This window comes from Streptomyces sp. PL-29 (genome assembly GCF_058344425.1).
This window is the reverse complement of sequence record NZ_CP136996.1, coordinates 86,416-110,259: the sequence shown is the minus strand read 5'-3', so window position 1 is coordinate 110,259 and position 23,844 is coordinate 86,416. Positions and strand designations below refer to the sequence as shown.

The 23,844-nt window shown below is 72.1% G+C and carries 22 protein-coding genes; 11 read left to right on the top strand and 11 right to left on the bottom strand.

Annotated features, from left to right (window positions below; genetic code table 11):
• Positions 1-114 precede the first annotated feature (114 nt).
• Both R4Z63_RS00545 and R4Z63_RS00540 read left to right on the top strand, forming a co-directional pair.
• Positions 115-840 carry a class E sortase gene (locus tag R4Z63_RS00545; RefSeq protein ID WP_384453942.1) on the top strand — a complete coding sequence of 242 codons (726 nt, stop codon included), beginning with the start codon at positions 115-117 and terminating at the stop codon, positions 838-840.
• A gap of 295 nt (positions 841-1,135) precedes the next feature.
• Positions 1,136-2,830, top strand: coding sequence for an acetolactate synthase large subunit (locus R4Z63_RS00540; RefSeq protein WP_384453946.1), 1,695 nt, complete (start codon positions 1,136-1,138; stop codon positions 2,828-2,830).
• Positions 2,831-3,018: 188 nt separating this feature from the next.
• Here R4Z63_RS00540 and R4Z63_RS00535 read toward each other — a convergent pair whose 3' ends face one another.
• Positions 3,019-5,094, bottom strand: a complete 2,076-nt coding sequence (locus R4Z63_RS00535; RefSeq protein ID WP_384453949.1) for a SpoIIE family protein phosphatase — start codon at positions 5,092-5,094, stop codon at positions 3,019-3,021.
• A gap of 249 nt (positions 5,095-5,343) precedes the next feature.
• On the opposite strand from R4Z63_RS00535, the gene R4Z63_RS00530 reads away from it, so the two are divergent.
• From R4Z63_RS00530 to R4Z63_RS00520, 3 genes are all read left to right on the top strand, one after another.
• Positions 5,344-5,883, top strand: a complete 540-nt coding sequence (locus R4Z63_RS00530) for a hypothetical protein (RefSeq protein WP_384453953.1) — start codon at positions 5,344-5,346, stop codon at positions 5,881-5,883.
• Between the two features lie 235 nt (positions 5,884-6,118).
• Positions 6,119-7,339, top strand: coding sequence for a cytochrome P450 family protein (locus tag R4Z63_RS00525; RefSeq protein ID WP_384453956.1), 1,221 nt, complete (start codon positions 6,119-6,121; stop codon positions 7,337-7,339).
• 163 nt (positions 7,340-7,502) lie between these two features.
• Positions 7,503-9,008 (top strand): SpoIIE family protein phosphatase, encoded by a 1,506-nt coding sequence (locus tag R4Z63_RS00520; protein WP_384453959.1) that lies wholly within the window; start codon positions 7,503-7,505, stop codon positions 9,006-9,008.
• A gap of 71 nt (positions 9,009-9,079) precedes the next feature.
• On the opposite strand, the gene R4Z63_RS00515 is transcribed toward R4Z63_RS00520, so the two are convergent.
• The 4 genes from R4Z63_RS00515 to R4Z63_RS00500 form a co-directional block, all read right to left on the bottom strand.
• Positions 9,080-9,961, bottom strand: coding sequence for a polysaccharide deacetylase family protein (locus R4Z63_RS00515; RefSeq protein ID WP_384453962.1), 882 nt, complete (start codon positions 9,959-9,961; stop codon positions 9,080-9,082).
• A gap of 151 nt (positions 9,962-10,112) precedes the next feature.
• Positions 10,113-10,577 carry a ribosomal maturation YjgA family protein gene (locus tag R4Z63_RS00510; RefSeq protein WP_384453978.1) on the bottom strand — a complete coding sequence of 155 codons (465 nt, stop codon included), beginning with the start codon at positions 10,575-10,577 and terminating at the stop codon, positions 10,113-10,115.
• A 182-nt stretch (positions 10,578-10,759) separates the two neighbouring features.
• Positions 10,760-11,101 (bottom strand): avidin-fold protein, encoded by a 342-nt coding sequence (locus tag R4Z63_RS00505; RefSeq protein ID WP_037922594.1) that lies wholly within the window; start codon positions 11,099-11,101, stop codon positions 10,760-10,762.
• A gap of 451 nt (positions 11,102-11,552) precedes the next feature.
• A complete protein-coding gene (locus R4Z63_RS00500; RefSeq protein ID WP_384453966.1) occupies positions 11,553-11,732 on the bottom strand; it encodes a CsbD family protein in 180 nt (59 codons plus the stop codon).
• A 542-nt stretch (positions 11,733-12,274) separates the two neighbouring features.
• Here R4Z63_RS00500 and R4Z63_RS00495 point away from each other — a divergent pair.
• Positions 12,275-12,430, top strand: a complete 156-nt coding sequence (locus R4Z63_RS00495; protein ID WP_172671337.1) for a DUF6131 family protein — start codon at positions 12,275-12,277, stop codon at positions 12,428-12,430.
• Between the two features lie 344 nt (positions 12,431-12,774).
• On the top strand, positions 12,775-13,368 hold the full coding sequence (locus R4Z63_RS00490) for an anthrone oxygenase family protein (RefSeq protein WP_384454870.1): 594 nt from the start codon (positions 12,775-12,777) through the stop codon (positions 13,366-13,368).
• 35 nt (positions 13,369-13,403) lie between these two features.
• Here the strand turns inward: R4Z63_RS00490 and R4Z63_RS00485 are convergent, their stop codons facing one another.
• Positions 13,404-13,892, bottom strand: coding sequence for an anthrone oxygenase family protein (locus R4Z63_RS00485; protein WP_384454867.1), 489 nt, complete (start codon positions 13,890-13,892; stop codon positions 13,404-13,406).
• 167 nt (positions 13,893-14,059) lie between these two features.
• Here R4Z63_RS00485 and R4Z63_RS00480 point away from each other — a divergent pair, with 167 nt between their 5' ends.
• Positions 14,060-15,427 (top strand): acyl-CoA synthetase, encoded by a 1,368-nt coding sequence (locus R4Z63_RS00480; protein WP_384454864.1) that lies wholly within the window; start codon positions 14,060-14,062, stop codon positions 15,425-15,427.
• Positions 15,428-15,455: 28 nt separating this feature from the next.
• Here the strand turns inward: R4Z63_RS00480 and R4Z63_RS00475 are convergent, their stop codons facing one another.
• The 4 genes from R4Z63_RS00475 to R4Z63_RS00460 form a co-directional block, all read right to left on the bottom strand.
• On the bottom strand, positions 15,456-16,613 hold the full coding sequence (locus tag R4Z63_RS00475) for an RNA polymerase sigma factor (protein WP_037922603.1): 1,158 nt from the start codon (positions 16,611-16,613) through the stop codon (positions 15,456-15,458).
• Positions 16,614-16,620: 7 nt separating this feature from the next.
• Positions 16,621-17,028 carry a YciI family protein gene (locus R4Z63_RS00470; protein ID WP_037922605.1) on the bottom strand — a complete coding sequence of 136 codons (408 nt, stop codon included), beginning with the start codon at positions 17,026-17,028 and terminating at the stop codon, positions 16,621-16,623.
• A gap of 153 nt (positions 17,029-17,181) precedes the next feature.
• Entirely contained in the window at positions 17,182-18,426 is a 1,245-nt protein-coding gene (locus R4Z63_RS00465) for an aminotransferase class I/II-fold pyridoxal phosphate-dependent enzyme (RefSeq protein WP_491522505.1), read from the bottom strand.
• Positions 18,427-18,558: 132 nt separating this feature from the next.
• On the bottom strand, positions 18,559-18,711 hold the full coding sequence (locus R4Z63_RS00460) for a hypothetical protein (protein WP_491522504.1): 153 nt from the start codon (positions 18,709-18,711) through the stop codon (positions 18,559-18,561).
• Between the two features lie 72 nt (positions 18,712-18,783).
• On the opposite strand from R4Z63_RS00460, the gene R4Z63_RS00455 reads away from it, so the two are divergent.
• From R4Z63_RS00455 to R4Z63_RS00445, 3 genes are all read left to right on the top strand, one after another.
• Entirely contained in the window at positions 18,784-19,701 is a 918-nt protein-coding gene (locus R4Z63_RS00455) for a LysR family transcriptional regulator (RefSeq protein ID WP_384454858.1), read from the top strand.
• Positions 19,702-19,939: 238 nt separating this feature from the next.
• Positions 19,940-21,649 (top strand): PKD domain-containing protein, encoded by a 1,710-nt coding sequence (locus R4Z63_RS00450; protein ID WP_384454856.1) that lies wholly within the window; start codon positions 19,940-19,942, stop codon positions 21,647-21,649.
• A gap of 169 nt (positions 21,650-21,818) precedes the next feature.
• Positions 21,819-22,505, top strand: a complete 687-nt coding sequence (locus R4Z63_RS00445) for a lipoprotein (protein ID WP_384454853.1) — start codon at positions 21,819-21,821, stop codon at positions 22,503-22,505.
• A 351-nt stretch (positions 22,506-22,856) separates the two neighbouring features.
• Here R4Z63_RS00445 and R4Z63_RS00440 read toward each other — a convergent pair whose 3' ends face one another.
• Positions 22,857-23,801, bottom strand: a complete 945-nt coding sequence (locus tag R4Z63_RS00440) for an alpha/beta fold hydrolase (RefSeq protein ID WP_384454850.1) — start codon at positions 23,799-23,801, stop codon at positions 22,857-22,859.
• Positions 23,802-23,844: the final 43 nt, after the last annotated feature.

Here is a 23,844-nt window from a genome sequence, read left to right as displayed (position 1 = left end):
GGCAGGTCACAGACCTGGACCCTTATGGACTTCTTGCTCCGTATGTCACCCTGACCGTCAACCGGGTCACCCACCTGCCGCTCGGCCCGGGCGACGACCCCCACGGATGCACCCATGCCCCTGCCGTTCCCGTCCCGAGCCGTCCCCGCCGTACTGGCCGGTTCCGTGACCGCCCTGCTGGCGGCCTGCGGGCCCTCGGCCGCCGCCGGACCCGCGGCGGGGCCGCGGACGACGCAGGTGCCCACCACGGCCCCGGCCACCGGTCCGGCGTCCGCCGGGGCCGTCGAGCCCGCGGCCACGCCCGCGCGGGATCCGGTCGATGTCCGCACCCGGGAGTCGAACCTGTCCATACCCTCCGCGGGGGTCACCGGGCTCCGCGTGGTCCCGTACGAGGGCACCACCGACGACCGGCCCGGAACCCTCATCCAGGACCGCGGGATCGCAGCCAGCCCGTACGGGGAGCGGGGTGGGGTGGGACCCGGCCAGGTGGGGAACTTCCTGGTCACCGCGCACCGGCTGTCGGCCGGCGGCCCGCTGCGGGACCTGCCCGCCGTCGGCGTGGGCGACCCGGTCGTCGTGACCGCGGACGGGGCCGAGTACACCTACGAGATCATCGCCACCCGCAGGACGTCCTTCCGGTCGCAGCGCTCGCTCGACGAGCAGCGCGCGCCGGTCCCCGGGGCACCCGGCGCGGCCCCCACCCAGGCCATGATCACGATCTCGACCTGCGCCACACCGGAGGACCACGCCGAGGGCAACTTCTGGAGCGACGCCCAGGGCAACCCCGAGCACCGCATCGACAAGATCGGGGTGCTGCGCCGGACAGCGACCTCGACCTAGGGTTCGACACGGAAGTGGATCGTGTTCGTTTCCGATCATGTCTTGCGGGACGCGGGGTCTGACGAACGGGCGGCGTGTCCCCGGCTGGAGTCGCTGCCGCCGCGCGGCAGCAGGCCGGTTCGACCGGATGCGACGGGACGCGGGGTGCCGTCGCCGCCCTCGCCGGTCGCGATCTCGTACGGGTTGGTGGTGGCCCCGTGCCCATCCCGGTGCCGGCGGCGGCGAGGAGTGTGGTGATGCCCCGGTCGGCGGCCGAAGAGTGGCCGGGGGAGTGGGGCGTGCCTAGGTTCGTCGCATGGATACCGAGGGCGCGGCGACCGAGTCGCGGAAGACGACAGCGGTGGAGGACGTCGCGCATCACTTGGTGCGCTGTCTGCGGGCGGAGGGCGTCGAGTACGTCTTCGGGATCCCGGGGGAGGAGAACATCCGCTTCGTCGACGCGCTGAACGACTCCGGAATCCGCTACATCCTGGTGCGCCACGAACAGGCCGCCTCGTTCATGGCGGAGATCTACGGACGGCTGACCGGCCGGGCCGGCGTGTGTTCGGCGACCCTGGGGCCCGGCGCGATCAACCTGCTGCTCGGCACCGCGGACGCCACGACCAACAGCGCGCCGCTGGTGGCGCTGGCCGCCCAGGGTTCCCTGCGCCGCATCCACAAGGAGTCCCACCAGGTCATCGACCTTGTGTCGATGTTCGCTCCCGTCACCCTGTGGTCGGCCCGCATCGAGTGTCCGGACGCGGTGCCGGAAATGATGCGCAAGGCGTTCAAGACCGCTCAGAGCGAGCGTCCCGGTGCCGTGTTCCTGGCGGTGCCGGAGGACATCGAAGCGGACCGTCCCGTCGAGACCCTGGGCTCCTTGCAGATCGATACGGTGCGCGCCGATGCGCCGTCACCCTCCCAGATCGCACGAGCGGTCGAGGTTCTCAGCACGGCCCGGAATCCCATTGTCCTGGCCGGCCACGGCGCCGCGAGAGCCGGGGCCTCGGCCGCCCTGCTGCGGTTCGCCGAGCGGCTGAACATCCCGGTCGCGACCACCTTTCACGGCAAGGGCGTCTTCCCCGACGACCACCCCAACGCCCTCGGCGCGGTCGGCTTCATGCGCCATGACTACGGCAACTTCGGTTTCGACGCGGCCGATGTGCTGCTCTGCGTCGGCTACGAGGTCCAGGAGTTCGACCCTGCCAAGATCAACCCGAACGGCGACAAGCGCATCGTGCACCTGCACCGCTTCCCGGCCGAGGTGGACGCCCACTACCCGGTCGCCGTCGGCGTCGAGGGGGATCTCTCGCAGGCGCTGGACGCCCTCGCGGCAGCACTGCCCGACGGCCTCGCCTACGACGCGTCGAGCAGCACGAAGATTCGTTCGCTGCTCGACGAAGAACTTCGGTACGGACGCGACAACGAGGCCTTCCCCCTGGTGCCGCAGCGCGTGGTGGCGGACGTCCGCACGGCGCTGGACCGCCACGACATCGTGCTCGCCGACACCGGCGCCGGGAAGATGTGGATGTCCCGGCTCTACCCGACCTACGAACCGAACACCTGCCTGGTCTCCAACGGACTGTCCACCATGGGATTCGCGCTGCCGGGCGCCATCGCCGCCCAACTGGCCCGGCCGGACCGACGCGTCCTGGCCATGATGGGCGACGGCTCCTTCCTGATGAACTCCCAGGAACTGGAGACCGCCGTCCGCGAACGCGTCCCCCTGGTCGTCCTGGTCCTCGTGGACGAGGAGTACGGCCTGATCACCTGGAAGATGGAACTGGAGCTCGGCCGCCACAGCCACACCCGGTTCACCAATCCGGACCTGGTCGCCTACGCCGAGAGCTTCGGCGCACGCGGCTACCGGGTCGAGTCCGCAGACCAACTGCTGCCCACGCTGCGCCGCGCCCTGGACGACGACGGCGTTTCCGTGATCGCCTGCCCCGTCGACTACTCCGAGAACCTGCGCCTGACCGACCGGCTCGGCACCCTCAGCGGCCCGTTCTGAGATGCCGGGAAAGCAATCTCAGCGTCTTCCGAGCACATCGGGGGCCGGTTCGCGTTGCGAGCCCGGGCCCGGGCCCGGTCGCGGACGGCATCGGTGCGACGTCGGTTTAGGTCCCGAGCTGACGGATGTCGCGCGGGGGCACTCGGGCGGGCCGGACCGGGCGGCGTCCGACCGGGCGGGAGATTGATCTAGTAGGGAGTGGCGCGGCGGATGCGGGCTAGTACCAGGACCGTGTCGTCGGTCGGCTCGGCGGGCAGCAGGCTCGCGATGATCCGGTCGGCGGCCTCCTCCAGCGGCCCGTTGACCGTGCGCAGCTGCTCCCGCAGGGCGTCCAGACCGGCCCCGATGTCCTGGCCCCGCGCTTCGATGAGGCCGTCGGTGTAGAGGGCGAGCACCGCTCCCTCCGGCAGGTCGATCGCCGACGAACGGAAGGCGACGCCCCCCACCCCCAGCGGGATTCCCAGGCCCTCGCCGATGGTCTGGACGGTGCCGTCGGGGTGGCGCAGCAGTGGTGGCGGATGGCCCGCGTTCGCGATGCGGGCGCGGCCGGTGTGCGGGTCGTAGACCAGGTAGAGGCACGTGGCCAGCTGGATGCCGGAGTCCTGCGCGCACGCGTCGAGTTCGGCGAGCAGTGCCTCGGGTGTGCGGCTGTGGGCGGCCACCGCCTTGGCCGTGATGCGTAGTCGGCCCATCGACGCGGCGGCTGGAATCCCGTGCCCCATGACGTCCCCGACGACGAGCGCGACCTGGTCGCCGGGCAGGTTGATCACGTCGTACCAGTCGCCGCCGACCTCGGTGATCCTGCTGCCCGGGAGGTAGCGGTGGGCGACGCTCACGTGCGTGCCGGATGCCACGGCGCTGGGCAGCAGGGCGCGCTGGAGGGTCAGCGCGATGTCCTGGACCCGGCCGTACAGGCGGGCGTTGTCCAGGCACAGGGCGGCGCGCGAGGCCAGTTCGCCGGCGAGGGTCACGTCCTGTTCGGTGAAGGCCGGGCGGTCGACGGACCGGCCGAACATGGCGATGCCCTGGACCGTGCCCCGGGCGACGAGGGGGGCGAGGACGATGCCGCCCAGGCCGCTGTCGAGCAGCAGCCGGGCCCGGTCCCGGTGGGCGGCCGTGCGGGTCGCGAACGCCTCCTCGACCACGACCGACAGCGGGCGGCCGCTGCTCAGCATCTGGTGGATGCCCGATCCCGGCGGGTACGTCACCCGCTCCAGGCCGCCGACCAGCTCGGGGGCGGGCGGCGGCAGGACCGTGCCACCGGCGATCCGGCGAGTGGTCAGGGGCAGAGCCGGGTCGAACCGCTCGTCCTCGTACATCCACTCGACCATTTCCACGACGGCGCCGTCGCAGAAGTCGGGCATCACGGCGTCGACCAGTTCGCGGGCCGTGACCTCCAGATCCAGGGTGGTTCCGACCTGGGCCGACGCCCGGTCCAGGAGGTCGAGCCGCTGGCGGGCGGCTGTCGCTTCGAGCAGCGCCCTCTCCCGGTCGGTCACGTCGACGAGCAGTCCGCCCAGGCCGGTCCGGGTGTCCCCCGCCCCGCTCAGTGGGAAGAAGCTCACGGAACGGACCTGGTCCCGGTCGGGCCGGCCCGGCGTGCGCAGTCCCACGAGCGCACCCACCAGAGGGTCCCCTTTCTCGGCCACGGCCCGGAGGCTGCGTTCGTATTCGCCCCCGTCGGACGTGATCATGATGTCGGTCATGCGCCGCCCGAGGTGCTCGCCCACGGGAAGTCCGTCCATGTCGGCCAGCACCTGGTTGAGGTGGACGTACCGGAGCTCGTCGTCGAGCATGACCAGGCCGATCGGACAGGTCTCGAAGAGCGCGTCGAGGAAGACGAGGTTCGTCTTGACCCGGTCGAGCTCATCGCCCCTGCTGGCCAGACCCATGACGACCGAGTCGTCCCCGGTCCCGGTCACCGGGAACACCCGGAAGCCGCAGTCGAAGACGCCGCTGTCGCGGTGCCGGGCGGGCATCCGGACCCGCCAGTAGCCGAGGCTGCGGCCGCGCTCCACCAGCCGCGCGGCCCCGCCGGGGTGTCCCGGGACCGGGTCGGGGAAGAGGAGCGAGGCCGGCCGGGACAGCACCTCTTCGGCCGGGTATCCGAACAGGTGGCGTGCGCCGGGGCCCCAGTAGCGGACGCGCTCCTGGTCGTCCAGACCGAACACGGCCACCGACACGTGCTCCAGCAGCGACCCCGGCTCGGACCGGATCGGACCGGGGGCGTCGGCATGCTCACCCCCTGGCCGGTCCGATGGCATCGGAGGTCCCCCTTCGATCGAGGTCTCTCCTCATTGTGCCCGTCATCGGGGAGGCGGACCTCATGGTTCGTCCCGCCCCGGCGCCCGCGCCGTACCGACCGGTAATTCAAGCCAATTATTGCCATGCACCTGACAGGCTCCTGACACTTCGAGGTGGCTGTGGGACGCTCCCGGCACGCACTCCGCACCCCCCTGAGAGGCCCAGAGCCTCGCCCATCCCCACCAGCACGTGGCATGGAGGAGCGACCCATGAGGCACACCACGCCCATCTCCCGCACCACACGACTCGCCCGTGTCGTCGGAATCGCGGCACTCGTCCTCGCGGCGGGTTCGTCCGGTACCGGTACCGCCCTTGCCTACGGCTCCGCCGCCCCGGCGGCCGACCAGAAGGCCGACGGCGTGATGGTCGTCGCCGGCAACAGCTGTGGCTGGACGAACGCGAGCACCAGCGCCGCCGCCCCGAACGCCCTCACCGTCGACCGCACCACGATCAACGCGCCGGGCGGCAACCTCGCCTGCGGTGGCGGTATCGCCGCCACCCTCAACAACAACCCCGCCTTCACGTTCGACGACGCAGCCGGCACGGCCCGGACCGATCTGATCGACATCACCGGCAAGCAGAGCTTCATCTCCTGCCGGTACAAGGCCACGAACATCGTGTGGGACCGTGACGGCACCAGCCGGAAGTACGTCAACCGGGCCTTCACCGCGACCAAGGCCTCAGGCAGCTTCCTGTGCCCGGGCTCGGTGTCCACGCCGAGCGGGGATGCGTCCATGCTGTTCCACTGAGCCGGTCGCTCCACTGAGCCGGTCGTTCCGGTGAGTCGGCCGGGCTCCCTGGCCCACTGGGCGACATGCCCGCGCCCGGTCCGCCTCCGCGTCCCGCACTCGGGGGCGGACCCGTCCCCGGCGCTCCGGAAGGCGCCGGGGAGTTCGTCCACGACCAGAACCACCGGTACCAGGCGCGCGTGGCCCGGGCCGGCCGCCGGGACGGCCGGTTGCTCCACCGTCCTAAGGTGGCCCCATGGATCTTCAGGGCGAACTGCTAGAGCACCCCCACTCCGTCTATGCCCGGCTGCGTGACACCGCGCCGGTCTGCCGCATCACCGGCACCGACGGCACCCCGGCATGGCTGGTCACGCGGTACGACGACGTACGCGCAGCGCTCGCCGATCCCCGGATGTCCCTGGACAAGTCCCGTGCGGGAGAAGGCGGTTACCGGGGGCTGTCGCTGCCGCCGGCCCTGGACGCCAACCTGCTCAACATGGACCCGCCCGACCACACCCGCATCCGCAGACTGGTGAGCCGCGCCTTCACCCCGCGCCGCACCGAGCAACTCCGCACCCCCATCCGCGCGACTGCGGACCGCCTCCTCGACGTCCTCGGCGAGGCCGGGACCGCGGACCTGGTGGCCGCCTACGCCGCACCGCTGCCCATCGTCGTCATCTGCGACCTGCTGGGCGTCCCGGAGGACCGCCGCCTCGACTTCCGCACCTGGACGGACGCACTCATCGCCCCGGACCCCGAGCGGCCCCGGGCCGCCGGCGAAGCCGTGGTGGCGATGCTCGGCTTCTTCACCGAGCTCATGGCGCACAAGCGCAGCAGCCCCGGCGACGACCTCCTTTCCGACCTGATAGCCGTCCGGGACGGCAACGGCAACGGCGACGGCGACGGCGACGGCGACGGCGACCGGCTCAGCGAGGACGAGTTGATGTCGCTCGCCTTCCTCATCCTCTTCGCCGGGTACGAGAACACCGTCCAGCTCATCGGCAACGCGATCCACACGCTCCTGGAGCACCCCGAACAACTCGCGCGCCTCCGCGACGACCCGTCAGGCCTGCCGGCTGCCGTCGAGGAGATCGCCCGCTACGAGGGACCGGCACCCCTCGCCATCCGACGCTTCCCGACGGAAGACCTCACGATCGCGGGGGTCACCGTCCCGGCGGGGGAGACCGTCCTGCTCTCGCTCTCCGCGGCCAACCGCGACCCGGACCGCTTCCCGCGCCCCGACCTCCTCGACCTGGACCGCGACACCTCGGGTCACCTCGCGCTGGGTCACGGCATCCACTACTGCCTCGGCGCCCCCCTGGCCCGAGCCGAGACCGAGATCGCCCTGACCGCCCTCCTGGAGCGCTACCCCGTGCTCGAAGCCGCGGCTTCCGCTCCGCGCTGGCGGCCCTCCCTGCGCGCCCGCGGCCTGACGGAACTCCCGGTCCGCTATGACACGGAGCCCGCCCGGAGCTGAACCCTGCCGCATCAGAGCCGATGCGGTGGCCGGTGGTGACGCACGGTTGGCGCTGGGCCGTCCGGCGGGGTCCAGGCGTGTACGCGTGTCGCGCGGAGAGGGACGATGAGAGGGCTGGGAGGGTAGGGCGGCAGTCCGCGGCGGCCGGAAGGAGGGCTCGCAGATGGGAGCGATCGAGCCCTCGCACGGCGATCCCGACGGGGGGCGGCCCGCCGAGTCCGGACCGGGCGGCCTGCTCGATGTGCTACGCGTGGCCGCCGTGCTGCTGGATGCCGACGGCCGGATCGATCTCTGGAGCCCGCAGGCGGAGGAACTGTTCGGCTACACCGCCGACGAGGCGCTCGGGGAGTACGCGGGCCGCCTGCTGCTCCACGAGGAGCACCTTCCGGTCGTCCTGGACATGTTCGCCGAGGTCATGCGGGACGGGGTCAGCTGGGTCGGCGTCTTCCCCGTCCGGCACAAGGACGGCAGCACGCGCATGGTCGAATTCCGCAACATGCGGCTGCTGGACTCCCAGCAGGAGTACTACGCCCTGGGCCTGGCCGCCGACCAGGCGACGGTCCGGCAGGTCGAACGAGACCTGGCGCTGTCCGCCCGCCTCGTCGACCAGTCGCCGGTCGGGCTCGGCGTCCTCGACACCGACCTTCGCTACGTCTCGGTCAACCCGGCGGAGGAAGCCCTCAACGGGGTGCCCGCCGCGGAGCACATCGGCCGGCACGTCCACGAGGTGCTGCCGGCCGTGGACCCGTCCTTCGAGGCCGCGATGCGCGAGGTCCTGGCCACTGGTGTTCCCATCGTGGACCAGTACACCGTCGGCCGGACCCCGGCGGACCCGGACCACGACCACGCCTGGTCGATCTCGTTCTACCGGCTCGAAGCACCCAACGGGACCGTGCTGGGGGTGGCGACCGCCAGCGTGGACGTCACCGAGCGGCACCGGGCCGTCGAAGAACAACGCCACACCGCGCTCACTCTCCAGCGCAGCCTGCTGCCGCGCACCCCGCCGCGGCGGCCGGGCCTGGAAGTCGCCACCCGCTACCGTCCCGCCCAGGCCACCATGGAGATCGGCGGCGACTGGTTCGACGTGATCCCGCTGAGCGGCGACAAGACCGCCCTCGTCGTCGGCGACGTGATGGGCAGCGGAGTCGGGGCCGCGGCCAGCATGGGCCAGCTGCGCACCGCCACCCGGACACTGGCCGATCTCGACCTCGACCCCGCACAGGTCCTGCACCACCTCGACCACGTCACCGAGGGCCTGGAAACCATCGCGACCTGCGTCTACGCCGTCTACGATCCCTGCGCGGCGCAGTGCCACCTCGCCCTGGCCGGGCACCTGCCACCGGTCCTGCTGCGCCAGGACGGTACGCGTGAGCTCCTCGACCTGCCCACCGGTGCCCCGCTCGGCGGTGTGGGGGTCGCCTTCCGCACCGTGAGTGTCCCGGTCGGGGCGGGCGACCAGCTGGTCCTCTACACCGACGGCCTCGTCGAGACCCGCGACGACCCGATCGACAAGCGCCTGGACGTTCTCCTCGAAGCCCTCGACGACCCCGGCCGCCCGCTGGACGAGACCTGCGACCTGCTGCTGGACACCATGCGCCATCCGGGAGTCCACGACGATGTGGCCCTCCTGATCGCCCGGGCCAGTCCGGGCCCCGGACGCCCCGGCTAGGATCCCGCGGATCGGCGGCGCGCCGATGCCGCGGCCGTATCCCCGCCTGCCACCGCCCGCCGGTCGACTGGCTACGGGGTGGTGCGCGCGGGGAAGGTGAAGTGGTAGCCCTGCGCGGTGAGCCAGGGCAGGTACTGCCCCAGCGCGGCGACTGTTTCGCTGCGGTCGCCGCCCCCGTCGTGGAACAAGACGGTCGGCTGCTGCGGGAGATCGCTCTCGACCGCGGAGATGATCGCGGGCAGGCCCGGACGGCTCCAGTCCTTGGGGTCCACGCTCCAGCCCAGCGGCCGCATCCCGCTCGCCGCGGCGATCGCCCGGCTGTCGGGGGTGAACGCGCCGCCCGGTGCCCGGTAGTAGCCGACCGGGACCCCGGGAGCGGCCTTCTCGATCATGGCCTTGCCCTCGAGGATCTGCTGCTTCTGGTAGGCGACCGGCTTGTGGTCCATGGTTACGTCGTGGTCGACGGAGTGGTTACACAGGCGGTGCCCCTCGGCGGCGACCGAGCGCACAAGCTCCGGATACTTCTGAGCCTTGGTCCCGATCATGCAGAAGGTGGCCTTGACGTGGTTCTTCCGCAGGACCTCCAGGACCTGGGGGGTCCAGCGGGGGTCGGGGCCGTCGTCGATGGTGATCGCGACATCCCGTCCCGGGCCCTGGGCCAGCCGGGAGATCGCCAGAGGTATCCCCGAGGCGCTTCGGGCGGGCCCCGGCTTGCCGGCCGTCGACGCGGAACCGGCGGAATCCTTGGCGGCCGGCTTCTCGGGGGCGGAGGCGGGCTTCCCGGCAGAGCCGCGCGCGGCCTCCCTCGCGGGGCCGGCCGCGGGCTGGTCCGCCGAGCCGTCCGCGGCGGCGAGGGCCGGGGCGGCGGATACGGCCAGGATGCCGAGGACGGTCGCGGCGGCTGCGGATCCCGCCCGCCGGACGCGGCGGGCGGAACTGCTCGTGATGCCCATGGAGGCGCTCTTCCTTTGCGTTCGGCCCCCCGAAATCGCGTTGCGGATCCAGGCTAGGTCATCCATCCGGGAGCCCTTCTGGGCCGATCCGCCGCATCCACACCCGGTACGACGTGCCAGAACGGGACCTGCCGGACCCCGGGGCGGCCCGTCAGCTGTGAGGAGTCTCACCGGCCGGCGGGGCCCCGGCCGTGACGCGGCGGCGCCGGCCGCTCGCCGTGTGCAGCAGCAGCCAGCCGCCCGCCGCGCCGACCGCATACCAGAACAGATCCGGAGCGTTGAAGGTGGAACCGAGGACCATACGGGCGGCGGCACTCTCACGGGACAGCTCCGCCGGCACGGAACTGAGCTGGAGGAACTCGACGGCCCAGCTCACCGCCAGTGCCGTGCCGGCGGCCCGCAGGGGCGTCCACCGGGGCGCGACCAGCACGACGAGGGCCAGCAACAGGACGGTGTACAGCGCGTCCCCGCCGTACTTGGCCACGCTTCCGGCCGCGAAGGCCCGCAGCCCGAGCCCCGCGCCGACCGTCACCGCCGCGGATCCGGCCGCCGCCAGCCGGATCCGTACGAGTCGGGCGGGGGCGGAGGGGGCTGTACGGTCACCGGTTCCGGGCACGAGGGTCACCGGGCCATCCTGCCGGATCCGGGTGTCCGCCCCCGACCCGGGCGACGTGCCGATGCCGCACGCTCGCGGCGCGGGACGGACAGCCGGCCGTTGCCGCCTTCGGCGCGACCTGCCCGCACGGCGGACCGAAGGCGTCCGGCGGTGGGCGACGCGCCCCGGGGGACCGACGGGGGTCAGTCCAGCGGCTGCTCGACGGTGCTCGTGCCGCTGCCCTCCTGGGATTCCCAGGACCAGCTCTCCTGCATGCGCAGGCGGCCGTCGGGGAGTTCGGTCACGAGCGAGGTGCAGCGCCCGGACGCGGTCGTGCCGTCCGGGCGGAGTTGGACGTAGCGGAAGTCGACCGTGTCGCCCGCCCGGGTGCCGATCAGGTGCCCCTTGACCACGTCTCCGCCCTGGTAGTCGGCCCAGACGAGACCGTCGCGTTCGTGGTATTCGAACCGGGTCAGGCGCCCGACCTGGCCGGGCGCCTGGTCTGCCACGGGAACGAAGACGAGGCCGTCGAGCGAGCGTGTCATGCATGACTCCCGGAGGAAGATGGCCCGGGGCCGTCCCGGTCCACAGGAGGAAACGGGCCGCCGCGGGTGGTCGTGGTGGGGGCGAGGGACCGGAACGGGCCACCCGCGGAAGGTGGACGGCCCCGTGCCCCAGGACGCCGCGCCGCGACGAACGAACCGCACGAGTCGCCCCCGGGGAACGCGCGGTCCGCGACAGCGTACGCCCACGAGCCACGAGCCACGAGGGTGTCGCACCACCGGACCGCGGCCGCACCGGGGGCTGTTGAGGCGCCCGCGGATCCGGCCGGGATGACGCCCCGTCACCGGCTCGGGCGGCGTGTGGTCCATGGCTGCCGGAAGCCTGGTGGGCAGGCCGTGTCGCCGAGGGGTCGAGGAGGGAGTCGGGCCCGTCGGGGTGACGGGCCCGACCCCCTCCGCGGTCACTCGTGCGCATGCGCGCCGACCGGTGAGGTCAGGACCTGTGCATGCCCTTCTTGGCCCGGTCCGCGGCCTCTGAGGCCATCTCCTCCGCCTTGCCGGTCATCCGCTCGGCGCTGCCTTCGGCCTGCATGCGCCGGTCGTCGATCGCGTCGCCCGCGGTCTCCTTGAGCTTGCCCTTGATCTGCTTGGCCTTGCCCTTTGCCTTGCTCATGACGAAGTGCTCCTTGAGTGAGGGGGGAATGCACTGCCCACCATGCGGCCGCCCGGAGCGCCCCGCAACGCGCGGTGGACCGTCCGGCTCTCGCCCCGGGGGTGTGGTACGAAATTCCCGCCTGCCGCGCCGCGCCCGCCTTCTTCGCAACACGCTCTAGTCGGGCGGCTCGCCGACCGTCGCCCGTTCGCCAGGAGGCGGCTCGGCCGGGCCGGGACGGGGCTCGTCCGGCCGGGGCCCGCGTTGTGCGTGTGCAGGCTCCCGGGGAGTCGCGTCCGGTTTCCTGGCTGTCGGCCCGGGGCCTTCGGAGGGGGCTTCGGACGTCTTCCGGTCCATGCGGCTCATCTCGTGTCCTTCGTTCTCGACGGTGTTCGTGCGCCCTGTACGCGCTCCTGCGTCTGCCCCGCCGGACGCCTCCCAACCGGTCGCGCGGCATCGGGAACGGGCACGGGTAGGGACGACTTTCGCGGGCAGACGGCGTCTGAAGCGCCACGGCGGATCCAATCGTTCCGCCGCAACTCCAACGCGAGAATGAGGTACTCATGATTGCCGTCGGGCTCATCCTCCTGCTCATCGGATTCCTGACCGGGGTCTCCTTCCTGTGGACCCTCGGGGTCATCCTGCTCGTGGTGGGCGCGGCACTGTGGGTCCTGGGGTCGCTGGGACACGCGGTCGGCGGCCGACGCCACTACTGGTAGACCACGCCGTGGACGCGCCGAGGCCTGTCCCGTCGATCACGACGGGACAGGCCTCGGCGCGTCCACGGGGGCGGATCCCTGCCGGCCCGAAGGACAACCGGCGGTCCCTGACGATGCTGTGGACGAGGATCGGGATCGCCACCGCCATCGCGGCCACATGCGGCCACACCGGGGCGTCCGCGATACGCGCGCTTACCGTCATGCTCACATCAGTCATGTACCGCGCCTGCCCGCAAGATTCACTCACACCTCGCCCCAACCCCCTCGTAAAGAAGGCCGTTTGCTGTCAGGATCGGCCCTTCGTGTCCGGAACGCACCACCGTTGGGGAGAGGACGTACACCGCATGCCTGCCGGTCCGTCGCCGTTCGTGCCGCCCGCACAGCCCACGCAGCCCGCACCCCCGGCTCCGCCGACTCCCACGGGACCGCCCGCGAAGGGCACCCGGCCGGCCACCGCCGTGCTGACCGTCTCCGCCGTCCTGGTGGGCTTGATGGCAGGCCTGTTCTTCGCCTTCGACGTCTCCGTGATGCCCGGGCTCGCGGCCGGGGACGAGCAGACGTACGTCGTGGCGATGCGCGCCTTCAACAAGGCGATCGACGGCAACCCGCTCTTCGGAACCGTTTTCCTGCTGGCGCTGGTGGCCGCCGTGCTGTCGGCGGTCCTGGAGTTCCGCGGCGGGCGGCGGGCCGTGGCGCTCTGGGTGGGTGCGGCCGCCGCGGCCTACCTCGTCGTCCTGCTGATCACCTTCGCCGTGAACATCCCCCTCAACAACGAGCTCGCCGGCGCGGGCGACGTCGCCGGGATGAAGGACTTCGGGATCGTCGAGCGGTTCAGGACGACCTGGGTGACCACCAACATCATCCGCACACTTCTGTGCACCACCGCGCTGGCCGCACTCGCCCGTGCCCTGCTCCTCCACGGCCGCGCCACCCGGTGAACGCCCGTCGGCCCGGCCGGCCCCGAGCTCCTCCGTCAGTGGAGGACCAGGGCCCAGGCGAGGCAGCCGAGGGCGATCGTGCACAGCACGGACCGCCACGCGTTGGCGCGTACCCACGGTGATTCGAAGGCCCGCCGGACCGCCGCGGGGTCGCCGATGCCGTCGACCCGGCCGGCCTGTTCCAGGGCGTTGTTCAGCGGAATGTTGACCCTCGCCGTCACGGCCATTGCCGCGAGATACGCGCCGAGCGCGCCGGCCAGCGGCACCAGCGCGTCCCGCCCGCCACCGCCCACGGCGTGGAGGACCACTGCGGCCGCGACGAACACGAGCGCACCGACGTAGCCCAGCAAGAACCAGCCGTTGAGGATCGCCACGTTGACGCGCTGCATGCTCTCGATGAACGTGCGGTCGCCGGCGACCCGCAGACCCGGCATCACGGCCACGGAGAACCCGTAGAAGAGGCCGCTCATCCATCCGACGGTGATCGTCGCGGCGATCATCGTCGCCAGCCGTGCCGTCTCCACGTGAGGCTCCCCCGGATCGAGTATCGGGTCAGGAACTGGTCTTTGAACGGTCAGGTCACGCCGATCATAGGGTGCGGGGGACCGGTCCGGGGGCCGCGTAGGCTGACAGACCGGACCCTCGCTCCACCGCCCGCCCCCCACGTCACCGCCGAACGGAGTCACCTGCCATGCTGACCGCCCTCACCGGTGTCCACGGGGACCGTGCGGACGCCGTCACCGTCGCCGGCCGAACCGCCTCCTACGAGGAACTCCTGGGAGCCGCCCGGCAGGTGGCGGCGGATCTCACCGCATCGGGGGTCCCCGCCTTCGCGGTGACCGCCACGGCCTCCCTGGAAACGGTGGCCGCCGTGGTCGGTGCGCTGCTCGCCGGAGTACCGTGCGTCCCGCTGCCGCCCGACGCCGGTCCGGCCGAGCGCGGCCACATCCTGCGCGACTCCGGGGCCCGCCCCGTCGAGGTCGACTTCGCCCGCCGCTCGGACAGGACCCCCGTACCGGCCCGGGTGCACGCCCCGGAGGATCCCGCGCTGATCCTCTACACCTCGGGCACCACCGGAGCCCCCAAGGGCGTGGTCCTCAGCAGCGCGGCGATCACCGCCGACCTGGACGCGCTCGCCGAGGCCTGGCAGTGGAGCGCGGAGGACACCCTGGTCCACGGGCTCCCGCTGTTCCACGTCCACGGCCTCGTCCTCGGTGTCCTCGGAGCCCTGCGCACCGGCAGCCGCCTCGTGCACACCGGCCGGCCGACCCCGGAGGCGTACGCGGCCGCGGGCGGGAGCCTGTATTTCGGTGTGCCGACCGTGTGGTCCCGGGTGGCCCGTGAGCCCCGGGCCGCCGCCGCCCTGTCGGGGGCGCGGCTCCTGGTGTCGGGCAGTGCGGCGCTGCCCGCGCCGGTCTTCCGGGACATCGAGCGGGTGAGCGGACACCGCATCGTCGAGCGGTACGGGATGACCGAGACGCTGATCACCGTGAGCGGCCGGGCCGGCGGCTGCCTCCACCCGGGCACGGTCGGGACGCCGCTGCCGGGCGTCGCCACCCGCATCGCGGCCGAGGAGGGCGCGGAGATCGGCGAACTCCAGCTGACCGGCCCCACGCTGTTCTCCGGCTACCTGGGCCGGCCCGAGGCGACCGCCGCCGCGTACACCGAGGACGGCTGGTTCCGTACGGGTGACATCGCGGCTGTCGACGAGAAGGACGGCGTCCACCGGATCGTGGGCCGTGCCTCGACCGACATGATCAAGTCGGGCGGGTACCGGATCGGCGCGGGCGAGATCGAGAACGCGCTCCTGGACCATCCCCGGGTCCGTGAGGCGGCCGTGGTCGGGGTCCCCGACACGGACCTCGGACAGCGGATCGTCGCGTTCGTCGTCGCGGAGGGGGTGACGGGAGCCGAGCTCACCGACTTCGTCGCCGCCCACCTGTCCGTCCACAAACGCCCCCGCGAAGTCCGCTTCGTCGAGTCGGTCCCGCGCAACGCCATGGGCAAGCCGCAAAAGCGCCTCCTCCTGGGCGACACCACCACCGAGCACCGCGCCTGATCGCCGCCCGGCGCGAGGCAGCCCCGCCTCAACCGGATCGGCCTTCGTCCAGCTGTGCGTTGACCCGGGCGGCCTGGCGGGTCAGGTGGTCGCGCTCGGCGAGGTTCGGAGCCTTCAGCGCCGCCTCCGCGTACAAACGGGCCGCCGTCGCCGGGTCGCCGTCGCGTTCGTGGAGGTACGCCGCCACCGCAGTGTGGCGGGGCAGCGAAGTGTCCAGCGCCGCGAGGGCCGCCAGGCCGGCCCGCGGCCCGTCTGCCTCGCCCACGGCCACCGCACGGTTGAGGCGCACGACCGGGCTGTCGGTCAGGCGGACGAGCTCGTCGTACCAGCCGACGATCTGCGGCCAGTCCGTCTCCTCGGTGGCGGGCGCGTCCGCATGGAGCGCCGCGATGGCGGCCTGGGCCTGGAACTCGCCCAGCCGGTCGCGCGCCAGCGCCCCCTGCAACACCGCGACACCCTCGGAGATCATCTGCGTGTCCCACCGGTCCCGGTCCTGCTCGGCGAGCGGCACCAGGCTGCCGTCGGGCGCCGTCCGGGCCGCCCGCCGCGCGTGGTGGAGCAGCATGAGCGCGAGCAGTCCGGCCACCTCGGGATGGTCGACCCCGGCCGCGAGCTGCCGGGTGAGCCGGATGGCCTCGGCGGCGAGGTCGACGTCACCCGAGTACCCCTCGTTGAACACCAGGTACAGCACGCGCAGCACGGTGGCGACATCTCCGGGCCGGTCCAGCCGCACGCCGGACACGGTGCGCTTCGCACGGCTGATCCGCTGCGCCATCGTCGCCTCGGGCACCAGGTAGGCCCGGGCGATCTGGCGGGTGGTGAGCCCGCCGACGGCACGCAGGGTGAGCGCGACCGCGGACGACGGCGTCAGCGACGGGTGCGCGCACAGGAAGTACAGTCGGAGCGTGTCGTCCACGGCGGGCGCCGGCCCGGGCTCCGGCTCCCGGTCGACGAGGTCCTCCCGTCGGCGCCGGGAGGCGTCGGCCCGGTTCACGTCGAGGAACCGGCGCCATGCCACGGTGATCAGCCAGCCCCTGGCGTCCCGTGGCGGGTCGTCCGGCCAGACGCGGACCGCCTCGACCAGCGCGTCCTGCACGGCGTCCTCGGCCGCCGCGAAGTCGGCTCCGCGGCGGACGAGGACGGCGAGCACCCCGGGCGTGAGGCTCCGCAGAAGGACCTCGTCCATCCCGCTGTCACTCCGTGATGGTGGGCGGCGCGGACAGGAACGGGCGCACCTCGAGCCACTCGTGGATCGGCTTCCCGCCCGCCCCGGGAGCCGCCGACAGCTCTCCGGCCAGCTCCACGGCGCGCTCGTAGCCGTCGACGTCGATCACCATCCAGCCGGCGATCAGATCCTTGGTCTCGGCGAACGGCCCGTCGGTGACCGGCGGCCGGCCCTCGCCGTCGTACCGCACCCACGTCCCCTCGGGCGCCAGCGCCTGCCCGTCGACGAACTCGCCCGTCTTCTCGAGCCGCGCCGCGAAGTCGTGCATGTACTGCATGTGGTCAGAGATCTCCTGGGGCGTCCACTGGGCCATGGGGACGCCGTTGACCGCGGCGGGAGCGCCCCGGTAGTGCTTGAGCAGCAGGTACTTCGCCATGGTGCATCTCCTCGGTGCTGGTGCGACCCATTCTGGCCGCCTTCACACCGGGGACGGAGCAGGAAACCCCTTCTCGACATCAGGGCCCGGACTTTTTCGGCGGAACCCGCCGGACGGGGCGGGGCGACCGTCGCGCCGACGACAACCGGGCGCTCAGGCGACCACGCGCAGGCGCGTCACACCCGGGTCGAGCGCACCACGTACGTGGCCGTTCGGAGCGGCCGCGGTCCGCTGCAGGAACCGGACGGCCCCGGCGGTGATGACCTCGCCCGGCAGGACGTTGGGGATGCCCGGCGGGTACGCGGCCAGCGTGTCCGCGGAGATCCGGCCGACGGCCTCCTGCGCCGTCACGACGCGGGCGGGGCTCAGGAACGCCTCTCGGGCGGTGAGTCTGGTGGCGCCGGGCTCCGGCAGCCGCGGCATGCCGCCGTGGCCGGCCGGGCCGGTGAGCGGGGCGGGCAGGGAGTGCAGCGCCTCGACGAACCGGTCGGTGTCGGGGGCGGATCCCGCACCGATCACGGCCACGACCGCTGCGCCGGTCGCCACCTCGACCATGATCCGGTGGTCCCGGAAGAGCCGGCGCCGGGCCTCGTGGCCCGTGATGCCCCCGGCGCGGGTGTCGATCGCGATCCGCAGCGGATCTGCGCCGACGATGTCGCGGAAGGCGTGGAACCCGTCGCTCACCACGGTGAACCGGCCCAGCGCACGGACGGCTCCCCGGACCGCGTCCGCGGCCGTGACGGAGCCGTCCGTCGCGGCGCCGCCGGTGACCAGACTCCGCCGGGCGAGATCCAGCGACGCCGTCAGCAGGGCACTCGCGCTCGTGGACTGCACGAGCCGGAACGCCCGGTCCACGAGGGGTTCGAGCAGGTCCGCGAAGGGCCCCTCCGCCAGATGGAGCATGGCCGACTGCGTCAGACTCCCCGCCAGCTTGTGCGTACTGGAGGTTGCCAGGTCCGCGCCCAGGGAGAGAGCACGCGCGGGGAGTGCGGGATGGAAGCCGAAGTGCGATCCCCACGCCTCGTCGACGATCAGCGGGACGCCCGCGGCATGGGCGGTGTCCGCGATGGCCCGTACGTCGGCGACCGCCCCGAAGTAGCTCGGCGAGACGATGTACACGGCGGCCGCGTCCGGTGTCCGCTCCAGCGCCGCCGCCACGTCCGCGGCAGTCACACCGTGGGCGATGCCCTGCTCGGGGTCGACGGACGGCTGGACGAAGACGGCGTCCATGCCGGACAGCACCAGCCCGTCGATCACGCTGGAGTGCACGCTGCGCTGTACCACGAGCGTGCGCCCGAGGGCGGGGACGACCATCGAGGCGATCTGGTTGCCCTGCGAAGCACCGTTCGTCAGGAACCAGGTACGTCGCGCGCCCCAGGCTTCGGCAGCCAGCCCCAAGGCCCGGTCCAGCGGCGTGTCCGGGCCCAGGTCGATGCCGTCGAGCAGCGGCGGGGAAGTCCAGTTCCGTGATGGCCCGGCCGAGGAATCCGGCGAGGCCCGAGTCGGGGGCCGCGGCGTGCCCGGGAACGTTCAGCCGCAGTCCTGCCCGGCATGGCGCAGCAGGGCCTCGGCGTACGGGGCACTCAGCTGGCCGGCGGCGGCGCCGGCGCGGGAGGGCGGGGGTACTACGGGGACGGGTACGGGGGAGCAGGAGGCATGCCGACCGGTGGTTCTCGTGTTCACGCTGCGAGCGTGACAGTCCCCGGCCCATCGAAGAAGGATGGACTTTTCGTTACCCCTCCATAGGATGTCTATATGCTCGACGTCAGGCACCTCCAGGTGCTGCGCTCCATCGCGCAGGAGGGTTCGCTCGCCGCCGCAGGCCGCGCACTGCACTACAGCCAGCCCACGATCACCCACCACCTCTCCGCCCTCGAAGCCCATTTCGACGCCCGCCTCGTCCGGCGCGGCCCCCGCGGAGCCACCCTGACCGAGCTCGGCGAAGCCCTGTTGCCGCACGCCGAGGCCGTGCTCGAACGGCTGCGCCGGGCCGAGCTGGAAGTACGCGGCCTGGCCGAGCGCGGCATGCGCACACTGCACATCGGTACCTTCCCCACTGCAGGAGCCCTGCTGCTCGCCCCGGCAGTCAGGCGCCTCCACCGCCAGGGGGTGCACGTCTCGCTCACCGAGGGCGAACTCCCCCTCCTGCTGCGCGGGCTGAGGGCGCGCGAGCTGGATGCGGCCCTCGTGTTCTCGCAGCCCGGCGACCGCCTCGATCTCGACGAGGACTTCGAGGTGCACCCGTTGCTGGCCGACCCGCTCTTCCTGGTCCTGCCGGAGGACCACCCGTGCGCAGCGCTGGAGCGGGTACCCCTCGGCGAGCTGCGAGACACCATGTGGGTCGGCGCGGCCGACCCCCACGACCCCTGCGACCGGGTGCTCGCCTGGGCGTGCGCCCAGGAGGGATTCGAGCCCCTGCACGCGATGCGTACCGACGACTACGCGGTGGTCCAGGGCCTCGTCGCGGCCGGGACGGGCGTCGCCCTGGTCCCGCGGCTCGCCCTGGGACACCCCCGGCCCGACCTGGTGGTGCGGCCCCTGGCCCACCCCGAGCCGGCCCGTGAGATCAGCGTCGCCCTGCTGCGTTCCACCTCGGCCGCGGCCGCCCGGGAACTGATCGAGGCCCTGCGGGAACAGGCCACTTTGATCACGGAGCGCTGGGCCGCGGCCTGACACCGTCCCGCCGACGCCCTGACGGGCCCTGGAGCGGCCGGTCGGCGCCCAGGCCGTCCGCCACACTGCGGGCCGGACCGCCTCCTGTCGATCGCAAACCGCACAGCCGGTAAAGCGTCGACCCCTAAGGAGTGAATCGTGCCGGAACCCCGTGACCCTTGGCCGGAACCTTCCATACGTTGGCCGCTCTTCGCTCATCACCACCACTGGGGGGCCGGTGCGCAACCACCGACTCGTAATGACCGCTGCCTTCGTGGCGGCAGGTCTCGGCATCATCCCGGGCACCGCTCAGGCGGCTGATCCCGTACCCGTCGCGGCCGGCGTGGCCGACGCGATCGACAAGGCATCCACGTCCCAGGGTTTCCACAGCCCCGCGGGCCGCACGATCCGCACCACTCTGCCCGCCTCCACCGGTGCGAAAACCGGGGGGAGCACCTTGGCGAACGCCAGGACCGCCGCGCCGCAGACCGCCGCCGCTTCGACCGAGCAGGCCGCACTCGACGCGAGCGCCAACCCCGCCCTCGCGGTGGACGTCAGCGGCACCAGCTACACCGCGCACGGCATCGAACTCACCACCCTGATCACGAGCGCCGACGTCGCACTGGACGTCGTCATCGACTGGGGCGACGGCAAGACCGAGACGGCCACCGCCCAGGGCAACGCCGAACTGCACCACTCGCACACCTACGACAAGTCCGGCGAGTATCAGGTGAAAGTGACGGTGACCGACGGCGCCAACGCCGTCCAGGCCACCAACGGCGGGGCCTTCCTCACCCCCGGCTCCGACTTCACCCCGCACACCCCGACCCGGCTCCTCGACACCCGCGACGGCACAGGCGCGGCCGCGGGCAAGGTTCCCGGGCAGGGCACGGCCCGGGTGAAGATCGCCGGCAACGCCTCCATTCCGGCAGGCGTCACCGCGGTCGCCCTCAACGTCACGGTCACCGAGACCGTCGACAGCGGCTACGTGACCGCGTGGCCGGGAGCCGGTTACGACCGCCCGGACACCTCGAACCTGAACTACACGGCGGGCAGTTCCGTCCCGAACCTGGTGATCGTGCCGGTCGGCGACGACGGATACGTGGAGCTCTTCAACGGCGGCTGGAGCTCGGTGGACCTGATCGCCGACGTCACCGGCTATTTCACCCGGGCCTCGGACAGCGGCTACACCTCGATGACGCCGGCCCGCTTCGTGGACACCCGCGAGGGCATCGGCACGGCCAAGGGCATGCTCGCCGCCCGCAGTGCCTTCACGACCCGGATCGGCGGCCTGCAGGGCGTGCCCGAGAACATCACGGCCGTGGCACTGAACGTCACGGTGACCGAGCCCCAGGGGCCCGGCCACCTGACCGCCTTCTCCGGTACCGGCCAGGCCCCGACGGCGTCGAACGTGAACTTCGTGCCGGGCCAGACGGTGGCCAACGCCGTCATCGTGCCGGTGGCACCGGACGGGACGATCAAGGTCTTCAACGGTGCCTGGTCACCCACCCACGTGGTGGTCGACGTCGTCGGCTACTACAGCAAGGACAGCAAGGCCGCCTTCCTGCCCTTCACCCCGTTCCGGACCCTCGACACCCGGCAGCAGGCCTACGGCTGGCCCGGGGGCCGGTTCCGGGCCCGGGAGTACATCTCCCAGGGGTTCACCCCCGAGTCCGCGACCGCGGCGGGTGTCGAGGCCTACGTACTGAACGCCACGGTCACCGAGACCGCGGGCACCGGGTTCCTCTCGGTGGCGCCGAGCCCCTACGCGCTGCCGGAACCGGGGGAGCCTACCCCGTCGGCCGCGACTCGCCCCGGCTCCTCCACCCTCAACTGGACGGCAGGCGCGACCGTACCGAACCTGGTGCAGGCGAGCGACGGCGAACACGGCGTCATCGACTTCTGGAACCAGGGCCACGAGGACGCCGACCTGGTGATCGACGTCTTCGGCGTCTACCAGACCAAGTGACCCCTGGGGGCGGCACGCACGGGCGGACCGCCCCCTCTCGGCCCGCGCCGGTGCCGCGCGGGCACCGGCCACCCGCGCGGCACCGGCACGGGGGACGACGGCGCGCCTGCCGGACCTGCTAAGTTGACCGTTCTTTTCGTCGGCATGCCGAGCAGGGGGAGTAGGGACGGTGCGGCGCAAGCGGGTGCGATTCGTTGCGGCAGGGCTGGGGTTGGGCGCCCTGGTGGCGGGAGCCGCCGCCTGCGGGCCGTCGGATGCGCAGGCAGCCCGGGCCGGAGCGAGCGGGCAGGACACCGAACCGACAGTGTCCGCCCCGAGCCCGGGTGTGAAGGCCGCCGGTCAGGTCGGTGGTGACGGTTCGCCGTGCCGACTGCCGGTCTCCTTCGACCTGGCCCCGGGTTGGGAGCCGAAGGCCGTCACCCACGCCGGGGACGAGCAGTTCGCGTCACTGTTCGAGCAGGGCGGGACGACGCTCGCCTGCGAGATCAGTGCCAAAGCCAGCGGGAACATCGGATTCCTTCGGGTCTGGGTCGCCGATCAGCCCGTCACGGCCGGGGACGCCCGCGGAGTCCTCGAGGCGTTCATGACCGGGGAGCGGACGAGCGGAGGGTCCCCCGTCTACACCGATCTGAAGACGGGCGCGGGAGGCGGCGAACTGCCCATGGTGCAGGTCGCCTATGAGACGGCCGCCCTCGACGAGCCGAAGCAGGAGAGCGCGTTCGCTGTCGTCACCCCGGCGGGCGAGGGGGTCGTCGTCCACCTGGGCGGTCTGGACTCCACCGAGCACGAGCAGATGCTCCCGGCCTTCCGGCTGGCCCGGCAGTCCCTCAAGGCCGCCCCGCAGCCGACTCCCTGAGCCGACTGCCTGAGCCGACGCTCCGACCGGTACGGCCGAGCGGGAGCGGCCGACCGGGGGAGAGTTGCAGCGAACGTCGCATTCCGATGGTTCGGCACGCCGGAGGAACGTAGCGTCGTGATCATGGAATTACTGGCTGGATCCACCGCCGACCAAGTGCCGGCGAACGCGGCCGCCACCGATGACATGCTGGCCACCCAGCCGGTCGGCTACTGGTGCGGCCTGACCCGGACGGCCGTCACCCGGTACCTGCGTGACGCCAAGAAGGGCACCACCTCGGCCGGGGTTCAGCGCCAGTACTCCGGAACAGCCGGGCCGGACCGAGAACGGGTGGATCGGCGTCTTCGTCGCCTACGCCGCGGTATCCCGCTTGTCCAGCCACGTGAGAATGGCCTGGTTCGTTTCTTCCGGCCTTTCCTGCTGGATCCAGTGGCCGCAGTCGAGGCTGACCACTTCTGCGTGGGGTACGAACTCTGTCAGGTTTTCGGATCTTGCGACAGGGTCGCGGTCACCGTAGATCATGAGGGCGGGCTGGTGGATGATCGGGTCCACGGCCGCCAGGAGGCGCCAGTTTCGGTCGAGGTTCCGGTACCAGTTGATGCCGCCGGTGAACCCGGATGTCTCGAAGGCGGAGACGAGGACGGCCAGTTCGCCGTCGCTCATGATGGGCTCGCCGAGAGCTGTCCGCGCGTAGGCGAGATTGATCAGCGCCATACCCGGCTGAGGCTCCGGCGGCGGCTGGTTCTTCCGGTACAGGTTGCGGAGGAACTGGATGGTGTTGTCTTCGAATACGGCGTCGGCGACGCCCGGCCGCCGGTTGAAGTGGACGAAGTAGAAGTCGCCGCCGAGCATGGCTTCCATGGACTCGATCCACGGCTTTTCACCGCGCTCCTGGTAGGGCAGGCTCAGGTTGATCACCTTGTTGACACGGGTGGGGTGCAGCAGGGTCAGTCCCCAGACGACGAACGCACCCCAGTCATGGCCGACGAAGGTGGCGTCGTCGTATCCATAGTGGTCGAGGAGCGCGACGAGGTCACCCGACAGGTGTTCGATGTCGTAGTCCGTCACTTCGGCCGGGCGGGAGGAGTTGCCGTAGCCCCGCTGGTTGGGTGCGATGACGTGGTAGCCCGCTGCGGCGAGGGCGGGCATCTGGTGGCGCCAGGTGAAGGCGTGGTCCGGCCAGCCGTGGCACAGCACGATGGGCCTTCCCGCGTTCTCCTGGCCCGCTTCGAAGACTTCGAGTTCCACCCCGTTGACCGGAACGAGGGTGGGCTTGGGGAAATCGGTTGAGGTCATGTCGCCATCGTGCCGCCCTAAACCGGTCACCTCATGACCGGTT

Bases quoted from the DNA above. Each gene is read 5' to 3' on its own strand.
- R4Z63_RS00545 (WP_384453942.1), top strand. From the start codon at position 115: ATGCCCCTGCCGTTCCCGTCCCGAGCCGTCCCCGCCGTACTGGCCGGT.
- R4Z63_RS00540 (WP_384453946.1), top strand. From the start codon at position 1,136: ATGGATACCGAGGGCGCGGCGACCGAGTCGCGGAAGACGACAGCGGTG.
- R4Z63_RS00535 (WP_384453949.1), bottom strand. From the start codon at position 5,094: ATGCCATCGGACCGGCCAGGGGGTGAGCATGCCGACGCCCCCGGTCCG.
- R4Z63_RS00530 (WP_384453953.1), top strand. From the start codon at position 5,344: ATGAGGCACACCACGCCCATCTCCCGCACCACACGACTCGCCCGTGTC.
- R4Z63_RS00525 (WP_384453956.1), top strand. From the start codon at position 6,119: ATGGATCTTCAGGGCGAACTGCTAGAGCACCCCCACTCCGTCTATGCC.
- R4Z63_RS00520 (WP_384453959.1), top strand. From the start codon at position 7,503: ATGGGAGCGATCGAGCCCTCGCACGGCGATCCCGACGGGGGGCGGCCC.
- R4Z63_RS00515 (WP_384453962.1), bottom strand. From the start codon at position 9,961: ATGGGCATCACGAGCAGTTCCGCCCGCCGCGTCCGGCGGGCGGGATCC.
- R4Z63_RS00505 (WP_037922594.1), bottom strand. From the start codon at position 11,101: ATGACACGCTCGCTCGACGGCCTCGTCTTCGTTCCCGTGGCAGACCAG.
- R4Z63_RS00500 (WP_384453966.1), bottom strand. From the start codon at position 11,732: ATGAGCAAGGCAAAGGGCAAGGCCAAGCAGATCAAGGGCAAGCTCAAG.
- R4Z63_RS00495 (WP_172671337.1), top strand. From the start codon at position 12,275: ATGATTGCCGTCGGGCTCATCCTCCTGCTCATCGGATTCCTGACCGGG.
- R4Z63_RS00490 (WP_384454870.1), top strand. From the start codon at position 12,775: ATGCCTGCCGGTCCGTCGCCGTTCGTGCCGCCCGCACAGCCCACGCAG.
- R4Z63_RS00480 (WP_384454864.1), top strand. From the start codon at position 14,060: ATGCTGACCGCCCTCACCGGTGTCCACGGGGACCGTGCGGACGCCGTC.
- R4Z63_RS00475 (WP_037922603.1), bottom strand. From the start codon at position 16,613: ATGGACGAGGTCCTTCTGCGGAGCCTCACGCCCGGGGTGCTCGCCGTC.
- R4Z63_RS00470 (WP_037922605.1), bottom strand. From the start codon at position 17,028: ATGGCGAAGTACCTGCTGCTCAAGCACTACCGGGGCGCTCCCGCCGCG.
- R4Z63_RS00455 (WP_384454858.1), top strand. From the start codon at position 18,784: ATGCTCGACGTCAGGCACCTCCAGGTGCTGCGCTCCATCGCGCAGGAG.
- R4Z63_RS00450 (WP_384454856.1), top strand. From the start codon at position 19,940: ATGACCGCTGCCTTCGTGGCGGCAGGTCTCGGCATCATCCCGGGCACC.
- R4Z63_RS00440 (WP_384454850.1), bottom strand. From the start codon at position 23,801: ATGACCTCAACCGATTTCCCCAAGCCCACCCTCGTTCCGGTCAACGGG.